This window comes from Enterobacter sp. ECC-249, from assembly GCF_043965265.1.
In the GTDB taxonomy this organism is placed as follows: domain Bacteria; phylum Pseudomonadota; class Gammaproteobacteria; order Enterobacterales; family Enterobacteriaceae; genus Enterobacter; species Enterobacter quasiroggenkampii.
In genome coordinates this window covers 985,375-1,004,880 of the sequence record NZ_CP143660.1, presented here as the reverse complement: position 1 = coordinate 1,004,880, position 19,506 = coordinate 985,375, and the positions used below count along the sequence as shown (strand labels likewise).

Here is a 19,506-nt window from a genome sequence, read left to right as displayed (position 1 = left end):
TGGTTTTCCTTTGAACGAGATTTACACTGCTTTGCGTCCATAGACATTTTCCTGTCCACAATAAACTCCATGCCCGCGTTAATGGAAGGGAGTTTATTTGCGAAGGATTGCCCGGCGGATACCGGATATATGTGAAATGGAGCTGACGATGAAACGAACTCTTGCTTTGACCTCACTGTTGCTCTCAGCAGGCCTGGTGAGCACCACCGCGCAGTCAGCAGAATTCGCCAGTGCTGATTGTGTGACTGGCCTGAATGAAATTGGCCAGATCTCCGTGAATAATATCTCGGGGAGCCCGCAAGACGTTGAACGTGTCGTAGCATTAAAGGCCGATGAGCAGGGTGCTTCATGGTATCGCATCATCCAGATGCAGGAAGATAACCATATCGACCACTGGCGGGTACAGGCCATTCTCTACGTGTAATCTCCCTCCCGATAAAAGCCACTTACTTTTAGTGGCTTTTCGTGTTTGCAAATTTTTTATCTTATATAAAACCAATAAAGAACAATTAAATAACATTTTGTTACATTAAAACAGTAAACGTAATCCCCGCTCTGCCGTTGAAGAACCATAACTTTTCAATGATGAGCAATTTATGATCAACTTTTTCCGCCGTGCGGGCCTGGGATCGAAACTCTCGCTGCTGACTGGCGTCAGTGTCGCCACGCTGTTTCTGCTTTTCACCTTTCTGCTCAGCCAAAAAGCGAGCCAGCAGCTTGAAGCCCTTGCGGTCGAAGACCTGCATAATCAGTCCACCGGCATGGTCGACATGGTGCAGATGTTTAACACCAGCCTGAGTGAAGAGGTGGAGAGCTATACCCGGCTGTTTACCACCTTTTTACCGCAGCCCCTGAACATTGATACTTCCCAACCCCAGACGATTAACGGACTTAGCGTTCCGCTTCTGAAAGGCGGAGACACCGGGCTGCATGAAAACAACACGCTTTCGGACGAGTTCCTGAATCGTACGGGAGCCATTTCGACGCTGTTTGTACGCAGCGGAAACGACTTTGTTCGCGTAGCGACCTCTCTGCGCAAAGAGAACGGAGAGCGGGCAATGGGTACCGTTCTGGATAACGCCAGCCCGGCCTTTGCCGCCATTAACAAAGGTGAAGTCTACCGCGGCCTGGCGCTGCTGTTTGGCAAACGCTACATCACCCAGTACCAGCCGGTTAAAAACGCCGAAGGACAGGTCATTGCGATCGTCTTTGTCGGGGTGGACATCACCCACTCCTGGAACGTCATGCGCGAGAAAATCCTTAACCGCCGCCTGGGTGAGAGCGGTCACTTCTTCGTGCTGGATCGCAGCAATGGCAAAACGCGCGGGCAATACCTGTTCCACGCCAGCGGAGAGGGAAAACTGCCGAAGTGGGACGACGCGACGCAGCAGCAGCTTCTTAGTGACAAACCCGGCACGCTGGAACGCGTAAGCGACGACGGTCGCACGCTGAAAATGGCCTATACCCCGCTGCCAGGCTGGAACTGGACTATTGTCGGCGAAGTGGATAAATCAGTGCTGCTCTCAAGCGTTACCGCCATGCGCGATCGTTTCCTGCTGGCCGGCGTGGTCGTATCTATCCTGTTTGCTGGTCTGTTCGTGGTCCTTATTCGCCGCGTGCTGACCCGACCGCTGCGCAATGTGATCCACCTTGCCCGTCAATATGCCGCAGGGGATCTCCGTTCCAGCCTGCCCGTGACGCGTCAGGACGAAGTCGGTCAGCTGATCGATGCTATCAACGGTATCGGCGGCGGCCTGCAAAAAATTGTCCTGCAGGTCCGCGAGGCCGCAGGCGAGATCCATTTGGGCACCAACGCGCTGGCCGCCGATACCGGCGAGATTTCAGAGCAGATCAACAAGCAGGCCAGCAGCGTGGAAGAGACGTCTGCCAGCATGGAGCAGCTGGCCGCGACCGTACAGCAAAATGCCGCCAATATGGAGCAAACGCAGCAGCTGGTGGGTGAAACCTCGCTCGCGGTCCATCAGGGCGGTGAGACGGTCACCCACGCGGTGTCGACCATGGACGACATTCGCGAAGCGTCAAAACGCATCGAAGACATCACGCGCGTGATCGAATCTATCGCTTTCCAGACCAATATTCTGGCACTGAATGCGGCAGTGGAAGCGGCCCGCGCAGGCGAGCACGGAAAAGGGTTTGCGGTAGTCGCGCAGGAAGTTCGCGCCCTGGCGGGACGCAGCGCTAACGCGGTGAAGGAGATTGAACAGCTGATTGGCGATACGCTCAGAAAAGTCAGTGAAGGTCATGCGCTGTCTGAACAGACGCGCCTGGCGATGGATGACATCATCATTCATATCGATAACATCAGCCAGCTGGTCACCGAGATTAACCATGCCTCACGCGAGCAGTCCGCAGGTATCGGCCAAGTTAACCTCGCCATGACTCATATTGGCGAAGCGTCGCATATCAATGCCGATCGCATCTCACGCAGCGAACAAACCGCTCAAGCGCTGCGCGAGAAGGGTTCACACCTGGCTCAGCTGGTGAGTCTGTTCCAGCTGAAAGGCTAACCGACTCTGCCCGTCGCACGCAGCAGCAGGTCATTTTGCACCTGCTCGCTCATCAGCGTGCCGCCACGGGTATCCAGCATCATGCGGCACCACGCCTGCGCCACCGGGGGCGATGCGTGCCGCAGCATCTGGCTTCCGGCACCCAGCAGGAAAAGCTGCTGCGCGATCTCCCGCCCCTGCGCTTCCTGAGGCTTACGCAGCTTTTGCTGAAGCTGTCGCCAGCTGCGGTCGAAGTGTCTGTCCTGCCCTTTCACCTGCGCAAACTCTTCGGCAAGCAGGTCGTGAATACCCGGCTGCTTCGCCAGCACGCGCAGCACGTCCAGGCACATAATATTTCCTGACCCTTCCCAGATGCTGTTCACCGGCATTTCGCGGTACAGGCGGGGAAGTTCGCTCTCTTCGCAATATCCGATCCCACCCAGCACCTCCATCGCTTCAGCCACAAACGGGATGCCCGCTTTACAGACGCTAAATTTCGCGGCCGGAGTAAAAAGCCGTGCCCATGCCGCCTCCTGCGGATCCGCGCGTTTATCCCACGCCCGGGCCAGGCGGAACAGCAGCGCAGTTTGCCCCTCCAGCACCAGCGCCATCCGGCTTAGCACTTCGCGCATGAGCGGCTGATCGATAAGATTTTTGCCGAAGGTCTGGCGCTGATGCGCATGGTACAGCGCCACGGACAGTGCCCGACGCATCAGTCCGTGGCTGCCCAGCGCGCAGTCAAAGCGCGTCAGACCGCCCATTTTGAGGATCTGCCGTACCCCTTCGCCCTCTTCCCCCAGCAGCCAGCCGGAGGCATCAAGGAATTCCACCTCGCTGCTGGCGTTGGAGCGGTTCCCGAGCTTGTCCTTAAGGCGCTCCAGCCGGACGGCGTTGCGCTGTCCGTCAGGCAAAAAGCGCGGCACAAAAAAGCAGGACAACCCGCCCTTCGCCTGCGCCAACACCAGATGCGCATCGCTTTGCGGGACGGAGAAAAACCATTTATGCCCCACCAGCCGGTAGCTGCCGTCGCCGCATTTTTCCGCTTTGGTGGTGTTGCTGAGCACGTCCGAGCCGCCCTGCTTTTCCGTCATCCCCATGCCGATCAGCAGGCCGCGCTTTTGCGCGCCGGGAGCAAGATGAGGATCGTAGCGATCGCTGAGCAGCGGCGTCAGCCAGTCGTGAAATATTTTGGGGAGCGCCTGCTGCAGCAGCGGTGTCGCGGCAAACGTCATGGTGGCCGGGCACAGCGTGCCCGCTTCTACCTGAGCATGAAGCACAAAGCGTGCGGCCCGCGCGACAAACGACCCTTTACGCGCCTCCTCTTCCCATGCCAGGTTATGTACCCGATTGGCACACAGCCCCTGCATCAGCAGGTGCCATGCCGGGTGAAAGCGGACGTCATCCAGTCGCTCTCCGGTGGCGTCATAGCGAAGCAACTCCGGCGGATTAACGTTTGCCAGCCTGCCCAGCTCAAGCGACTCTGCGGTACCTAACTGCTGTCCGATGCTGGCGAGCAGCTCGATATCCCACTCGGCACCCTCGCGCGAAACTGCGTCACGCAGCGCGCAGTCCGAGAGGAAAAGGTTGCTGTTGGAAAGCGGTGCAGGTTGATTGAAAACGGTATGGGTCTGCCAGTGCATGCTGTCTCCCTCCTTCAGTGGCAATGACGATAAGTATGGACAGACCGCGCTCGCGCTGCATGGGAGGGGAGTCACACGTTCACGATCCCGCTGATATCATTCGTGAAATAGCTCACAGAACATAAGAATAAACTATTTCATGACTTCGCTTTTGTTGAATAATTTATTCTTACCCTTTTCAGTGAGGATCGTTATGCAACCGGATGCGCACAAGCGAGCATTAATTGCAGGCTCCATTGGTAACTTTATCGAGTGGTATGAGTTTGCGGTCTACGGTTTTCTGGCGACCGTCATTGCGAAGAACTTCTTCCAGCTTGAAGGGGAAGCGGGGCTTACCAGCCTGATCCTCACCTACGCCTCATTCGCCATCGCCTTCTTCTTCCGTCCGCTGGGTGCGGTGGTGTTTGGACGCATCGGCGACCGAATTGGCCGTAAGCCGACGCTCATTATTGTGCTGGTGCTGATGACGCTCGCTACCGCCGCCATCGGCATTGTGCCGGTCTACGCCAGCATCGGGATTGCCGCACCGCTGATCGTTACGCTGCTGCGCATCCTGCAGGGGCTGTTCGCGGGCGGCGAATACGGCGGTGCGGTCTCGCTGATGACGGAGTTCGCCCCGCGCGGCAAGCGTGGGCTCTATGGCGCCTGGCAGTCTTTTACCGTGGCGCTGGGGCTGTTAGCGGGTGCAGGCATCGTGGCGCTGCTCTCCGCCCTCCTCACACCTGAGGCCCTGCACGACTGGGGCTGGCGCATTCCTTTCTTCCTGGCGCTGCCCATGGGCGCTGTGGCGCTGTGGCTTCGTGTCAGTATGGAAGAGACACCCAGCTTTGTGCAGCAGCAGGACAAACCGGCCGTCGCGCAGGCGGATATTGCCGCCACGCTCCGGGCCATCGTGATGGGGATTGGCCGCGTGATGGTCTGGTCAGCGGCGGGGTATACCTACCTGGTGATTATGCCGACCTATCTGCAGTCGGCGCTGCACACCGGGTTTAACCAGGCGCTGCTGATCGCGGTAATTTCGAACGTTGGGTTTGCGCTGACCATCATTCCATCGGGGATCCTCAGCGATCGGATCGGGCGTCGCATGGTGATGATTATCGCCACCGCGCTGCTGCTGATCCTCGCCCTGCCGCTGCTGAAACTTCTGCAGGCGGAATCCAGCACGCTGGCGGTGAAAGCGATAGTGGTACTGATTGCGGGCGGTCTGGTGGGGATGCTGGCGGGGCCGGGCCCGGCGATGCTCTCTGAGATGTTCCCGACGCGCGTGCGCTATACGGGCCTGGGGCTGGCCTACTCGTTGTCGAACGCGATTTTCTCGGGCTGTGCGGGGCTGATCATTACGGGCTTAATTAAAGAGACGGGTAACCTGGATATTCCGGCCTACTACGTGATGGCAACGGCGGTCGTGAGTATTTTCGCGCTGATGACGCTGAGGAAGGATGACCATCTGCGGTCGTTAGAGGAGTGAGGTTGTCACCGTCTGGTGCCCTCACCCCGGCCCTCTCCCACGGGGAGAGGGAGAAAACACTAAAGGCCGTCCTTTGGACGGCCTTGCTGTTTATTCTCCGCGCTGACGCACCGCTTCAAACAGACAGATGCCCGTCGCAACGGACACGTTCAGGGACGACACGCTGCCCGCCATCGGGATGCTGATCAGCTCGTCGCAGTGCTCGCGGGTCAGACGACGCATGCCTTCGCCCTCCGCGCCCATTACCAGCGCCAGACGGCCGGTCATTTTGCTCTGGTACAGAGTATGATCCGCTTCACCGGCGGTACCGACGATCCAGATGTTCTCTTCCTGCAGCAGACGCATGGTGCGCGCCAGGTTGGTCACGCGGATCAGCGGCACGTTTTCCGCCGCGCCGCAGGCCACTTTCTTCGCCGTCGCGTTCAGCTGCGCGGAGCGATCTTTTGGCACGATCACCGCATGCACGCCCGCCGCATCCGCGCTGCGCAGACACGCGCCGAGGTTGTGCGGATCGGTAACACCATCGAGGATCAGGAAGAACGGATTGTCCAGCTCAGCGATCAGATCCGGCAGATCGTTTTCCTGATACTGACGACCCGGCTTCACGCGGGCAATAATGCCCTGGTGCACCGCCCCGTCACTTTTTTCATCCAGGAACTGGCGGTTCGCCAGTTGGATCACCACGCCCTGTGCTTCCAGGGCGTGGATCAGCGGCATCAGACGCTTATCTTCACGCCCTTTCAGAATAAACACTTCCTGAAAACGCTCCGGTGCGCGCTCGAGAAGGGCCTGCACCGCGTGGATGCCGTAAATCATTTCACTCATTGATGGTTCTCGTAATAAGTATTTCCCCTCCCCCGCTGGGAAGAGGGTCAGGATGAGGGGAGATTTTACTCCGCCTGCTTTTTCTTGGCCGCGCGCTTCGCTTTGGTGGCGGCCGCTATTTTCTGTGTCTTCGCAGAAGGTTTCTTCGCTGAACGGGCCTCTTTCTTCGCCGCCTTCGGCTTCTGCTTCTTCTCGCCGCGGAACGCGCTGTCCGGCTCGAAGTTTACTTTCTTGCCCGCCTGACGACGTTTACCGCCGCCCGGTTTACCGTTACCGGTTTTTTTCGCCCTTTCACGCTCGGTTTTACCCACGTTACGCGGCGCGCGCTCGCTGGAGATCAGGCTGAAGTCGATCTTACGGTCGTCCATATTCACGGCTTCGACCTTCACTTCCACACGGTCGCCCAGACGATAGGTCTGACCGCCAGATTCGCCGATCAGACGCTGGCCGACCTGGTCGAAGCGGTAGTAGTCGTTATCCAGGCTGGAGACGTGCACCAGACCGTCGATGAACAGCTCGTCCAGACGAACGAAGAAACCAAAGCCGGTCACGCTGGCAATCACGCCTTTAAAGACGTTGCCCACCTGATCGAGCATAAAGTCACACTTCAGCCAGTCCGCCACGTCACGAGTGGCTTCATCGGCACGACGTTCGGCCATGGAGCAGTGCTGACCCAACTGCAGCATCTCTTCCATCGAATAGTGGTAGCCACCGGTTTCGGTGGTGTTCCCTTTATGGCCCTGCTCTTGCGCCAGCAGATACTTGATCGCACGGTGCAGAGAGAGGTCAGGATAACGACGGATCGGCGACGTAAAGTGGGCGTAAGACTGCAGCGCCAGGCCGAAGTGCCCGCGGTTTTCCGGATCGTAAATCGCCTGCTTCATTGAGCGCAGCAGCATCGTCTGCAGCATTTCGGCATCAGGACGATCGCTAATGGATTCCAGCAGCTCGGCGTAATCGCGCGGCTCTGGCTTATTGCCGCCCGGCAGCTCCAGACCAAGTTCGGCCAGCACGGAGCGGAACGACGTAATAGCTTCCGTGGTCGGCTTATCGTGAATACGGAACAGTGCCGGTTCTTTGGCTTTTTCGACGAAGCGTGCCGCCGAGATATTCGCCAGAATCATACACTCTTCGATCAGCTTGTGCGCATCGTTACGCTGGGTCTGTTCGATACGCTCAATGCGGCGCTCGGCGTTGAAAATGAATTTCGCTTCTTCACTCTCAAACGAGATCCCGCCGCGCTCTTCGCGCGCCTGATCCAGCGTTTTGTAGAGGTTATGCAGCTCTTCGATGTGTTTGACCAGCGGCGCGTACTGCTCGCGCAAGTCCTGGTCGCCCTGCAGCATATGCCAGACCTTGGTATAGGTCAGACGCGCGTGCGAGCTCATCACCGCTTCGTAGAACTTGTAGCCGGTTAAACGCCCTTTGGTGGAGATGGTCATCTCGCACACCATACAGAGGCGGTCAACCTGTGGGTTCAGGGAGCACAGGCCGTTAGACAGCACTTCCGGCAACATCGGTACAACCTGAGACGGGAAGTAAACCGAGGTACCGCGGCTGCGCGCTTCGTTATCCAGCGGAGTATGCGGACGGACATAGTAGCTTACGTCTGCAATCGCTACCCACAGACGCCATCCGCCGCCGCGTTTTTTCTCGCAGTAGACGGCGTCATCGAAGTCGCGGGCGTCTTCACCGTCGATCGTGACCAGCGGCAGGGAACGGAGATCCACGCGGCCCACTTTGGACTCTTCCGGAACTTCTTCACGCAGGCTTTCGATCTGCTCTTCAACCGCTTTCGGCCAGATGTACGGAATTTCATGGGTGCGCAGCGCCATATCAACGGCCATCGTGGTGCCCATGTTATCGCCCAGCACTTCAACGATTTTACCTACCGCTTTGGTGCGGCGGGTTGGGCGCTGGGTGAGTTCCACCACCACCACAAAGCCCATGCGGGCGCCCATCACCTCTTCAGGTGGGATCAGAATGTCGAAGCTCAGACGGCTGTCGTCCGGCACCACAAAGCCCACGCCCGCGTCGGTAAAGTAGCGGCCAACAATCTGGCTGGTTTTAGGCACCAGAACGCGCACGACGCGCGCTTCGCGGCGACCTTTACGGTCAGCGCCCAGCGGCTGCGCCAGGATCTGATCGCCGTGGATGCACATTTTCATCTGTTCAGATGAGAGGTACAGATCATCTTTGCGGCCTTCCACGCGCAGGAAGCCGAAGCCATCGCGGTGACCAATGACGGTCCCTTTCAGCAGATCGAGGCGTTCTGGCAGCGCGTAGCACTGGCGGCGGGTAAAGACCAGTTGCCCGTCGCGCTCCATCGCACGCAGGCGGCGGCGAAGGGCTTCAATTTGCTCTTCACCTTCAATGTTTAATTCAACGGCAAGTTCTTCACGATTGGCGGGTTTTTCGCGTTTTGTTAAGTGTTCAATGATGAACTCGCGGCTGGGAATAGGATTCGCGTATTTTTCGGCTTCGCGTTCCTGGAAAGGATCATGTGACATGTCGGTTCCTCCGTTGTCAGCTCCGGTGGAAATTTTCTTCATTCCACCAGCAATAATTTATAAAGCGGTTGATTCTCTTCAACCAAATCGGCCAGCGTGTAGTTATCCAGTTCCTTGAGAAAACTTTGCACGGCCTTAGAAAGCGCCTGTTTCAGGCGGCAAGCGGGCGTAATGTGGCAGAACTCACTGCTGCAGTTCACCAGAGACAGCGGTTCCAGTTCACGTACCACATCGCCAACACGAATACTCTGCGCCGGTTTACCGAGACGGATCCCACCATTCTTCCCGCGGACGGCAGCAACGTACCCGGCACGACTAAGTTGATTGATTATTTTGACCATATGATTACGGGATACGCCGTAGACCTCTGTAACTTCAGAGATACTGGTCATCTTCCCATCGGGTAACGACGCCATATAGATCAGCGCACGTAAGCCGTAATCGGTGAAACTTGTTAACTGCACATCAACCTCAGGAAAAAGGGAAATCGCGGACAAACCGCAGAGATATTCATTAATGATGATAAACCAGCCAGATAGTTAGCGGCTAATTTATTTGACAGACGGGGCGAAAAAGCGGAGATCCAGGAGCGGTCGCCGGATGGCGCTACGCTTATCCGGCCTGCGGGTCACCCCGCAGGCCAGCAGTCACGAAGATTATGCGTCGAACGGGTCGCGCAGGATCATCGTTTCAGTACGATCCGGGCCGGTAGAAATAATATCGATCGGCACTTCGGTCAGTTCTTCAATGCGCTTGATGTAATCCAGCGCCGCCTGCGGCAGGCCGCTACGCTCTTTCACACCGAAAGTGGTCTCAGACCAGCCCGGCATGGTTTCGTAGATTGGCTCAATGCCTTCCCAGTCGTCAGCAGCCAGCGGCGTGGTGGTCACTTCGCGGCCATCTGGCATACGGTAGCCTACGCAGATTTTCACTTCTTTCAGGCCGTCCAGTACGTCCAGCTTGGTCAGGCAGAAGCCAGACAGGGAGTTGATCTGCACTGCACGACGCACTGCAACCGCATCCAGCCAGCCGGTACGACGACGACGACCGGTGGTCGCGCCAAACTCGTTACCCTGCTTGCACAGGAACTCGCCGGTTTCATCAAACAGTTCGGTCGGGAATGGACCCGCACCCACGCGAGTGGAGTACGCTTTGATGATGCCCAGAACGTAATCCACATAACGTGGACCCAGGCCAGAGCCGGTCGCCACGCCACCCGCGGTGGTGTTAGAGGAGGTGACGTACGGATAGGTACCATGGTCGATGTCCAGCAGCGTACCCTGCGCACCTTCGAACATGACGAAATCGCCACGCTTGCGCGCCTGGTCCAGCAGATCGGACACATCAACAACCATACCGGTCAGAATGTCAGCGATCGCCATGACGTCATCCAGCACTTTCTGGTAGTCAACAGCGTCAGCTTTGTAGAAGTTCACCAGCTGGAAGTTGTGATATTCCATCACTTCTTTCAGTTTTTCAGCGAAGGTTGCTTTGTCGAAGAGGTCGCCCACGCGCAGACCGCGACGTGCAACTTTATCTTCGTAAGCCGGGCCGATACCACGACCGGTGGTGCCGATCGCTTTCGCGCCGCGCGCTTTCTCACGCGCTACGTCCAGCGCCACGTGATAATCCAGGATCAGCGGGCAGGCTTCGGAGAGCAGCAGACGCTCACGAACAGGGATACCACGGTCTTCCAGACCTTTCATCTCTTTCATCAGAGCCGCTGGAGACAGCACAACGCCGTTACCGATGATGCTGGTGACGTTTTCGCGGAGAATGCCTGATGGAATAAGATGGAGGACGGTTTTTTCACCGTTGATTACGAGAGTATGGCCTGCGTTGTGACCGCCCTGGTAGCGTACAACATATTTAGCCCGTTCAGTCAGAAGATCAACAATCTTCCCTTTACCTTCGTCACCCCATTGGGTGCCCAGTACGACGACGTTGTTACCCATTTTTTTCAAAATCACCGTTTGCTTAAAAATGGATTCTACCATCGCTTTTTCAGATATACAGCACTTTTTGACCTCAAAATACGCCGATTGCGCATACTTTTTGATCAGCCAATCGTTTTCCTCAACATGTAGTAGATCACGATGCCCGCAACCACAAGACCACCGCCAAAACGACGCAAAATATTATCCGGCAGTTGGCTCATGGTGGCGATCATTCGACGCCAGGCGCGCGGATAAAGCATCGGTCCAAGACCTTCCAGCACCAGGACCAGAGCAAGTGCGAGCCAGATCGTTGAATTCATTTTTGTTCCTTATAAAAGAAAACCACCGCTCCGTTGAGAGCGGTGGTTTGAATACTCAAACGAGCCTGAGTTTATCGCGTTGCGTTAGTCGGCGTCTTCATATAACGGAAGAAATCGCTGTCCGGGCTGAGCACCATCACATCCTGGTTGCTCTGGAAGCTATTCTCGTAAGCACGCAGGCTACGGATAAAGGCATAGAAGTCAGGATCCTGGCTGAAGGCATCAGCGAACAGCTTCGCCGCTTCGGCATCACCTTCACCGCGCAGGATACGGCCCTGACGTTCAGATTCCGCCAGCGTCTTGGTGACTTCATAGTCCGCTGCTGCACGCAGCTTCTCAGCCTCTTCCTGGCCCTGTGAACGGTGACGACGAGCTACCGCTTCACGCTCGGCGCGCATACGGTTGTAAATCGCCTCGGACACTTCTACTGGCAGGTTGATCTGCTTGATACGCACGTCAACCACTTCGATACCCAGCGCAGCCATACTGTTCGGGTTGATCACCGGCACTTTACCGTTGGTCTCCGCCTGAACGCGTTCAGCCGCTTTAGCAATTGCATCATCCGCTGCCGGGGTTGAAACTTCATCTTCAGTGCCCGCTGTACCGGAGTTCAGCGCATCGCGAACTTCCAGGGTCAGACGACCACGGGAGTCGGTCACGATGTCTTTTACATCCAGACGACCAATCTCGGAACGCAGACGGTCAGAGAACTTACGTTTCAGCAGCACTTCTGCCTGAGAAACGTCACCACCGCCCGTTGCCAGGAAGTAACGGCTGAAATCGCTGATGCGCCATTTGATATAGGAATCAACGATCAGGTCTTTCTTCTCTTTGGTCACGAAACGGTCGGCCTGGTTATCCATGGTCTGGATACGTGCATCAAGCGTTTTCACTGACTGAATGAAAGGCACCTTGAAGTGCAGGCCCGGCTCGTAAATTACCGGGCGTTTGTCGCCGTCACGCACGACGCTGCTGAACTGGAACTTAATCCCACGCTCGCCTTCTTTCACCACAAAGATCGAGGTATAAAGCGCGACCAGTACGATGACGATGATCGCAATAACTGACTTACGCATCCTTATTCCCCCTGACGCTGGTAGTCGTTACGCTGCGCGTTGGCACGGCGTTGGTCCATAATGTCACCATCGTTCGAAGAAGGCGTTGTGTTCGTGCTGGCGCTGCCTGTTGCGGCTGGCGGCAGACGCAGCAGGTTATTCGCTCCGCTGGTGTCGCCTTTCGCTGCTGGTGCAGAACCGCCTTTCAGCATCTGGTCCAGCGGCAGGACCATCAGGTTTCCGCCTTTACTGTCGTTAACCAACACTTTGCGGGTGTGGCTCAGCACTTTTTCCATGGTCTCGATATAGAGACGCTCACGGGTAATTTCCGGTGCCGCTTTATATTCCGGCAGGATCTTCGCAAAGCGAGCCACTTCACCCTGAGCTTCCAGGATGGTCTGGGTCTTATACGCACGCGCTTCTTCCAGAATACGCTGCGCCTGACCGTTAGCGCGTGGCTGAACTTCGTTGGTGTACGCTTCAGCTTCACGGATGTACTGCTGTTCGTTTTCACGGGCAGCAATCGCATCGTCAAATGCGGCTTTCACCTCTTCCGGCGGACGCGCAGCCTGGAAGTTGACGTCCAGCAGGGTGATACCCATGTTGTACGGACGAATGGTCTCTTCCAGCTCGCGCTGGGTATCGCTACGAATAACGGTACGACCCTCGGTCAGGATACGGTCCATGGTGTATTTACCGATCACGCCACGCAGGGCGCTGTCGGTTGCCTGACGCAGGCTGTCATCGGCGCTGGTCACGCTAAACAGATAACGCTCAGGATCGGTCACGCGGTACTGCACGTTCATCTCAACGCGCACCACGTTTTCGTCAGAGGTCAGCATCACGCCTGAAGCGGCCAGTTCACGGACGGATTCCACGTTAACCGCGGTCACGTCGTCAATGAAGGTCGGCTTCCAGTTCAGACCCGGCTCAACCAGATGGCTGAACTTACCGAAACGGGTAACTACGCCGCGTTCCGCTTCTTTAATGGTGTAGAATCCGCTGGCTGCCCAGATGATGACCACCGCAGCGGCCACGATGCCCACTACGCGGCCACCCATTGGCGGACGCGAGCTCTGAGTGGAATTGCCACCCGAGCCAGAACCTTTTCCTCCGCCAAGGCCACCAAGCTTCTTGCTCAGTTTGCGGAAAATATCATCCAGATCAGGCGGCCCCTGCTCGCGACCACCTTTGTTGCCATTTCCCTCAGAGTTGCCGCCAGGTTTGCTGCTTCCCCACGGGTCGCGGTCTTGTCCGTTATTACCGGGCTGATTCCACGCCATGTATATGCTCCATATTTGTTATGCAAGGGCGAATTATTCAGGCATCCCCTTTCTGATCAGACGATATAGTCGACCAGCGCAGGTTCTTGTTTACAGAGGCGACGCCAGTCAACGATCGGCATACGCACCTGCATCCCCACGCTGCCGTCATCCTCCATCCACTCTTTTTCTATCGCCTGAAGCTGATAAAACCGGCTGCGCAGCCTGCCTTCCTGTGGCGGCAGTCGCAGCGTGTGCTGAGCTACCTCACCGGAAAGACGTTCTGTCAAAGCCTGGAAAAGCAGTGGCACACCAATACCGGTCTGGGCAGAAAGCCAGACCCGAATCGGTTTGTTTTCTTCATCTCTGTCGATACGCGGTTCGAAATCGTCCAGCATATCGATCTTATTCATGACCAACAGCGTTGGGATCTCATGGGCGTCGATCTCTTCGAGCACCACATTTACCGCGTCGATGTTCTCCTGCACGCGCACGTCTGCTGCATCAATCACGTGCAGCAGCAGAGTCGCCTGTCGCGTCTCCTGCAGGGTGGCTTTAAACGCCGCCACCAGGTCATGCGGCAGGTGGCGGATAAACCCTACGGTATCCGCCAGCACCGTTTCACCGACGTCTGCAACGTCAATACGGCGCAGCGTAGGGTCCAGGGTCGCAAACAACTGGTCTGCGGCATAAACCTGGGCCTCGGTTATCTGGTTAAACAGGGTGGATTTACCGGCGTTGGTATAGCCCACCAGCGACACCGTCGGGATGTCGGCTTTGGTTCGCGCCCGACGTCCCTGTTCACGCTGTTTCTCTACACGTTCCAGACGTGAAAGGATCTGGGTAATTCGGCCACGCAGCAAACGACGGTCGGTTTCGAGCTGGGTTTCACCCGGGCCGCGCAAACCAATCCCGCCTTTTTGTCTTTCAAGGTGTGTCCAGCCACGCACCAGACGCGTTGCCAGATGGCGCAACTGCGCCAGCTCAACCTGCAGTTTCCCTTCGTGGGTACGTGCACGCTGAGCAAAAATATCTAAAATCAAACCCGTGCGATCGATAACACGGCATTCGCAAAGAGCTTCCAGGTTGCGCTCCTGGGCTGGAGACAGCGCATGATCAAACAACACGACTGACGCGCCGGTTGCTTTTACGGCATCCGCAATTTCGACTGCTTTACCTTCACCAACAAAATACTTTGGGTGCGGCGCTTTACGGCTACCGGTAATCACCTGCATTGCTTCGACACCGGCGGAAGAGACCAGAGATTCAAACTCCTGGAGGTCTTCCATATCTTTGTCTTGCGAAAAATAGATGTGTACCAGCACCGCCTGCTCACCGGCATCATAACGGTCAAACAAGCGTAAACCTCTCTAAAAAGATCAGCGGGGAACGCAGGATCCCTGGCTCCCCGTGTGGATAACAGTGCGAAACCTTATTCGGTTTCGTCGCTGTCCTGCGCTGGCGTTGAAGAACCCTGCGCGTTGCTGCCATGATGGTAGTTACTACCTGTGCCGCCGCCAGCGTTATTGCTGTGATGAGATACCGGACGGGACGGAACAACAGTAGAAATAGCGTGCTTGTAGACCATCTGACTGACCGTGTTTTTCAACAGAATCACAAACTGATCGAAAGACTCAATCTGACCTTGCAGCTTAATACCATTCACCAAATAAATAGAAACTGGAACACGTTCCCGACGCAATGCGTTCAGGAACGGATCTTGTAAAGATTGCCCCTTAGCCATTCTATCTTTTCCTTATATGCTTGTTTTGTACTTAGAACCTTGCGATTCTGAAAAATTGCGCACGATACGTCTCAATTGTACACATTCAGTGAGCGATATCACCAACAACCTCAATCACTTCGTTTAACGCCTGTTGCGGTTTTTCACTGTCTAACCAGTGAACACCCTCCCAACCGCGCAACCAGGTGATCTGGCGCTTCGCTAACTGTCTCGTGGCGCAAACACCTCTATAAACCATTTCATCGTATGAAATTTCACCTTCAAGATACGACCACATCTGGCGGTATCCCACACAACGAATGGAAGGCATGTCCGTATGCAAATCTCCACGGGCAAAAAGCGCCCGCACTTCTGCTTCAAAATCTGAAGCTAACATCTGATGAAAACGCTGCTCAATTCGCTGATGGAGCAGTTCACGGCTCGCCGGGGCGATGGCGAACTGATGCACCTGATACGGCAGAGCGTCTCCTGACGTTTGCGTCAGTTCCGTTAAAGTTTTACCCGAAATGAAAAAAACTTCCAGTGCCCGGGAAAGCCTTTGCGGATCATTTGGATGGATCCGTGCTGCAGCAACCGGGTCAATCTCCGCCAGTTGCTGATGCAAAACCTCCCAACCCTGCTCTGCCGCCTGCTGCTCAATTTTCGCTCTTATTTCCGGATCCGCGGATGGCAGAGGTGATAACCCCTCCAGCAACGCCTTGAAATAAAGCATGGTTCCGCCAACCAACAGCGGTATACGTCCCGCCGCCGTTATCTCGGCCATCTCGGCTAAGGCATCCCGGCGAAAATCCGCTGCGGAGTACGCCTGAGCCGGGTCGAGAATATCCAGCAAACGGTGCGGTGCCGCACGCAGCTCTTCTGCGTCAGGCTTCGCCGTGCCGATGTCCATCCCTCGGTAGATGAGGGCGGAGTCGACGCTAATCAACTCTACAGGCAAAACTTTACGCAACTCAATGGCTAGCGCCGTTTTGCCGGAGGCCGTTGGGCCCATTAAAAAAATTGCCTTAGGCAGGCTCGCCTTACTTACGTCAATCATGTTTCAGGGCGTTCATCGCCGTTTTTAAATCAACAGGTTGTATTAATCCACCCGGCGGCGTTTTCACCAGATGCGGACAGAGGCGTTCCACCTCCGCCAGCACGCTAATGGCCTGTGCCATACTCCACGGCGCGTGTTCGCTTGCCAGATGGCGGGCGATCCACTGCGCGGTGTTGGCGGCATCAAACGATGTTTGCTGCGCCAGGTAGCCTATCAGTTCAGGAATCAAGTTTTGTAAATTTTGTTGGCGTAAGGGTAAAGGCACTGCACGAATTGTCACATGTTGTGGTTCGAGCACAGTTTCAATACCCATTTGCGCCAGCTGCGGCTCTGCACGCTGCAACACCCTTGTTTCTTCAGGGGATATTTTCAGGCGAACAGGAATTAAGAGCGGCTGCGCGCAGGCTGCATTTTCGCCTGGCGTGAGCTGCACCTGCCTGAGCCAGCGTTCGGCGACCGGCAGTGACAGAAGCATCAATTTGCCGTCACGCTCAAGCAGCGCCATATCGGGCGCGATAATCGTCAGCACTCGGCCAAAACTCTGGCTATGGCCGTCCAGAGAAGGCTGAGCGGTCGGGATGTGCTCTTTACGCTCCACGGCCGGCGTTTCCAGCAGTTTGCGGTACAACGCGCCCTGCTGCTTTTGATAGCCAGGCTGGGCATTCGGGTAGTTGGCACCCGTTGGACGCGGTGCGCCCCCGGCGGAAGAAAAGCGCGGCGCTTCCGGTTCACGCGCGACGGCGGGCTCCGCAAAATGGTTGCGGCCCGCAGCGACGCGGTTTTCCGGGATCGGGCGTGGCGTTGGTTCTGCATGTTCCAGCGGCAACGGCGTTTCAACCTGCTGCTGCAGCACGCTCAGCACGCCCTGATAGATAAAATCATGCACAAGTCGCGACTGATGGAACCGCACCTCATGCTTGGCGGGATGGACGTTCACATCCACCTGATGGGGGTCGATTTCCAGATAAAGCACAAACGCGGGCTGCTGATCGGCCCCGAGTTTGTCTTCGCAGGCCTGCCGAATGGCGTGATTGATGAGACGGTCGCGCATCATGCGGCCGTTGACGTAGCAATACTGGATCTCCGCAAACGCAGCGCTGCTCGCGTTCGGATCGGCAACCCAGCCGCGCAGCGCCAGATCGCCGTGCTGCCACTCAATGGCCAGCGCCTGTTCCAGAAACGGGGTCCCGCAAATGGCGCCCAGCCGACGCTCTTTCTGTCCACCTTCCGCCACCGCGCGGTACTGTCGCATCACCTTGCCGTTGTGGCTGAGGTTAATGGTGACATCGAAACGCGCCAGCGCGATACGGCGGATGATCTCGTCGATGTGTCCGAATTCGGTCTTCTCGGTACGCATGAACTTGCGTCGGGCGGGGGTGTTGTAGAAGAGATCTAATACTTCAAGCGTCGTGCCGACAGGATGCGCCGCGGGTTTGACCGTGACATCCATATCGCGCCCTTCGGCGTAGGCCTGCCAGGCTTCCTGCTGTTCGGCGGTACGGGAGGTCAGCGTTAAGCGCGAAACCGAGCTGATACTCGCCAGCGCCTCACCGCGAAAGCCGAGGCTAATAATCGCTTCCAGGTCGTCCAGCGAGGCAATTTTACTGGTGGCGTGACGAGCCAGCGCCAGCGCCAGCTCCTCTTTTTTTATGCCACAGCCGTTATCGCGAATGCGGATAAGCTTCGCGCCACCGCGCTCGATATCAATATCAATACGGGTCGCGCCCGCATCGAGGCTGTTTTCCACCAGCTCCTTCACTACCGACGCAGGGCGTTCCACCACCTCACCGGCGGCGATTTGGTTCGCAAGCTGCGGCGGCAGAACCTGAATCGGCATGAATTCTCCTTAGTTGGTCGCGGTCATCTCACCCGGCAGCGCTGCGCTGGCCGTCTGGCCTGTGCCACTCTGTGGCGCAGACTGCAGCGGATGGGCATCAAAGTATTTACGCAGACCGTTATAAATCGCTTCGGCAATTTGCTGCTGATAGCTGTCGCTTCCCAGCAGACGCTCTTCACCGTTGTTACTGATAAAGCCCGTCTCTACAAGGATGGACGGGATATCTGGCGAGCGCAGAACGCCGAGGCTGGCATGTTCAGGACGACGCTTATGCAGCACGCCAATGCTTTGCAGCTGGTTTAATACGTTAGTAGCCACATCATACCCGACGCGCTGAGAATGACCGAATTGTAAATCCAGCACCGCCTGGCTGAGGTACGGGTCTGACTGGCTGTTTGCCAGCACATCGCCCGCGCCGCCTAACAGTTCAGACTGCTTCTCGTGCTCTTCCAGCCAGTTGGCCATTTCGCTGTTGGCGCGACGGTTCGACAGCACCCAAACCGAGGCGCCGGTCGCGCTACGATTCGGTGCGGCGTCCGCATGAATGGAGACCAGGAAGTTCGCGTTTTGCTTACGCGCCACATCCGAGCGCCCCATTACGGAGATAAAGTAATCCCCGTCGCGGGTCAACACGCCTTTGAACATAGGGTCGTCGTTAAGCAGCGCACGCAGCTTACGGGCAATGGCGATGGTGACATTTTTCTCTTGCGTTCCACCCGGGCCAATCGCACCAGGGTCCTGTCCACCGTGACCCGCATCGATGGCAATAATCACTTTGTCACCGCTGACCGTCGCGCGTCGCGCGCTGGCCGCCGGACGCGTCACCGTATTGCTGCTGGTTGCCGCAGTAATGCGATCGTTCTGCGATTTAAACGGATTACGCGCAGGTTCAGAAGGACGCGGCGTATACACCGGTTCTTCCACGCGCTTCGCTACGACCGGCGGCGGTGGAGGCGGTGGCGGTGCGTCGGCGTTAATGGTAAACACCACCGTATAATTCGCCCCGTTTTGCTGCTTCACCGCCTTCGTTTTGCCCTTTTCGGTCAGATCGACAACCAGGCGTAACGACTGGCTATCCTGCGGCGTACCCGAACGGATACTTTTCACCAGGTTGTTACCGCTGAACCGCAGCGGTAGCCCCTGGATAACGCCAGTCTGTTTGATATCCAGCGCCACGCTGTGGCTGTCTGGCTGTGAAAACGCATATTCAGGGTCGCCCATAAAGCTGAACGTGATCCGGGCCTGGCTTTCGCCGTTAGATACCTGAATATCTGAGAGGTTTGCCGCCCCGGCCTGCGCGCACAGCAGCACGGTGGCAGCCAACAACCAACCTTTAACGCGATTTATCATCCCGTCATCCCTACG

General features: G+C 56.7%; 16 protein-coding genes. 3 read left to right on the top strand and 13 right to left on the bottom strand.

What is annotated here, in order from left to right; all coding sequences use genetic code 11:
- Nucleotides 1-136 precede the first annotated feature (136 nt).
- Together yjfN and V1587_RS04840 are read left to right on the top strand one after the other, a co-directional pair.
- Nucleotides 137-424, top strand: coding sequence for a DUF1471 family protease activator YjfN (yjfN, locus tag V1587_RS04845; protein ID WP_021240708.1), 288 nt, complete (start codon nt 137-139; stop codon nt 422-424).
- 172 nt (nt 425-596) lie between these two features.
- Nucleotides 597-2,528: a methyl-accepting chemotaxis protein gene (locus tag V1587_RS04840; RefSeq protein ID WP_395314520.1), complete on the top strand. Its 1,932-nt coding sequence runs from the start codon at nt 597-599 to the stop codon at nt 2,526-2,528.
- Here V1587_RS04840 and V1587_RS04835 read toward each other — a convergent pair.
- Complete coding sequence (locus V1587_RS04835; RefSeq protein ID WP_371899608.1) at nt 2,525-4,147, bottom strand: isovaleryl-CoA dehydrogenase; 1,623 nt, start codon at nt 4,145-4,147, stop codon at nt 2,525-2,527. The two genes, V1587_RS04840 and V1587_RS04835, sit on opposite strands and share 4 nt — an antisense overlap.
- Before the next feature lie 193 nt (nt 4,148-4,340).
- Between V1587_RS04835 and V1587_RS04830 the strand changes: the two genes are divergently transcribed.
- Complete coding sequence (locus V1587_RS04830; protein WP_371899609.1) at nt 4,341-5,615, top strand: MFS transporter; 1,275 nt, start codon at nt 4,341-4,343, stop codon at nt 5,613-5,615.
- Between the two features lie 90 nt (nt 5,616-5,705).
- On the opposite strand, the gene rlmB is transcribed toward V1587_RS04830, so the two are convergent.
- The 12 genes from rlmB to amiB form a co-directional block, all read right to left on the bottom strand.
- Nucleotides 5,706-6,440 (bottom strand): 23S rRNA (guanosine(2251)-2'-O)-methyltransferase RlmB, encoded by a 735-nt coding sequence (gene rlmB, locus V1587_RS04825; RefSeq protein ID WP_048989501.1) that lies wholly within the window; start codon nt 6,438-6,440, stop codon nt 5,706-5,708.
- 65 nt (nt 6,441-6,505) lie between these two features.
- Nucleotides 6,506-8,950 carry a ribonuclease R gene (gene rnr / locus V1587_RS04820; protein WP_033144465.1) on the bottom strand — a complete coding sequence of 815 codons (2,445 nt, stop codon included), beginning with the start codon at nt 8,948-8,950 and terminating at the stop codon, nt 6,506-6,508.
- 38 nt (nt 8,951-8,988) lie between these two features.
- Nucleotides 8,989-9,414 (bottom strand): nitric oxide-sensing transcriptional repressor NsrR, encoded by a 426-nt coding sequence (gene nsrR, locus V1587_RS04815; RefSeq protein WP_014068620.1) that lies wholly within the window; start codon nt 9,412-9,414, stop codon nt 8,989-8,991.
- Nucleotides 9,415-9,606: 192 nt separating this feature from the next.
- Nucleotides 9,607-10,905 (bottom strand): adenylosuccinate synthase, encoded by a 1,299-nt coding sequence (locus V1587_RS04810; protein WP_006178975.1) that lies wholly within the window; start codon nt 10,903-10,905, stop codon nt 9,607-9,609.
- A 104-nt stretch (nt 10,906-11,009) separates the two neighbouring features.
- A complete protein-coding gene (locus tag V1587_RS04805) occupies nt 11,010-11,207 on the bottom strand; it encodes a DUF2065 domain-containing protein (protein WP_003855996.1) in 198 nt (65 codons plus the stop codon).
- Between the two features lie 71 nt (nt 11,208-11,278).
- Nucleotides 11,279-12,283 (bottom strand): protease modulator HflC, encoded by a 1,005-nt coding sequence (gene hflC, locus V1587_RS04800; RefSeq protein WP_023334250.1) that lies wholly within the window; start codon nt 12,281-12,283, stop codon nt 11,279-11,281.
- A gap of 2 nt (nt 12,284-12,285) precedes the next feature.
- On the bottom strand, nt 12,286-13,545 hold the full coding sequence (hflK, locus tag V1587_RS04795; protein WP_371899610.1) for an FtsH protease activity modulator HflK: 1,260 nt from the start codon (nt 13,543-13,545) through the stop codon (nt 12,286-12,288).
- A gap of 56 nt (nt 13,546-13,601) precedes the next feature.
- Nucleotides 13,602-14,882 carry a ribosome rescue GTPase HflX gene (hflX, locus tag V1587_RS04790; protein ID WP_023310136.1) on the bottom strand — a complete coding sequence of 427 codons (1,281 nt, stop codon included), beginning with the start codon at nt 14,880-14,882 and terminating at the stop codon, nt 13,602-13,604.
- A 74-nt stretch (nt 14,883-14,956) separates the two neighbouring features.
- Complete coding sequence (hfq, locus tag V1587_RS04785) at nt 14,957-15,268, bottom strand: RNA chaperone Hfq (RefSeq protein WP_008502919.1); 312 nt, start codon at nt 15,266-15,268, stop codon at nt 14,957-14,959.
- Between the two features lie 85 nt (nt 15,269-15,353).
- Nucleotides 15,354-16,304 carry a tRNA (adenosine(37)-N6)-dimethylallyltransferase MiaA gene (gene miaA / locus V1587_RS04780; protein ID WP_371899611.1) on the bottom strand — a complete coding sequence of 317 codons (951 nt, stop codon included), beginning with the start codon at nt 16,302-16,304 and terminating at the stop codon, nt 15,354-15,356.
- Complete coding sequence (gene mutL, locus V1587_RS04775; protein WP_371899612.1) at nt 16,297-18,141, bottom strand: DNA mismatch repair endonuclease MutL; 1,845 nt, start codon at nt 18,139-18,141, stop codon at nt 16,297-16,299. The genes miaA and mutL overlap by 8 nt, the downstream gene beginning before the upstream one ends.
- Before the next feature lie 9 nt (nt 18,142-18,150).
- Nucleotides 18,151-19,491, bottom strand: coding sequence for an N-acetylmuramoyl-L-alanine amidase AmiB (amiB, locus tag V1587_RS04770; protein WP_371899613.1), 1,341 nt, complete (start codon nt 19,489-19,491; stop codon nt 18,151-18,153).
- Between the last annotated feature and the right edge of the window lie 15 nt (nt 19,492-19,506).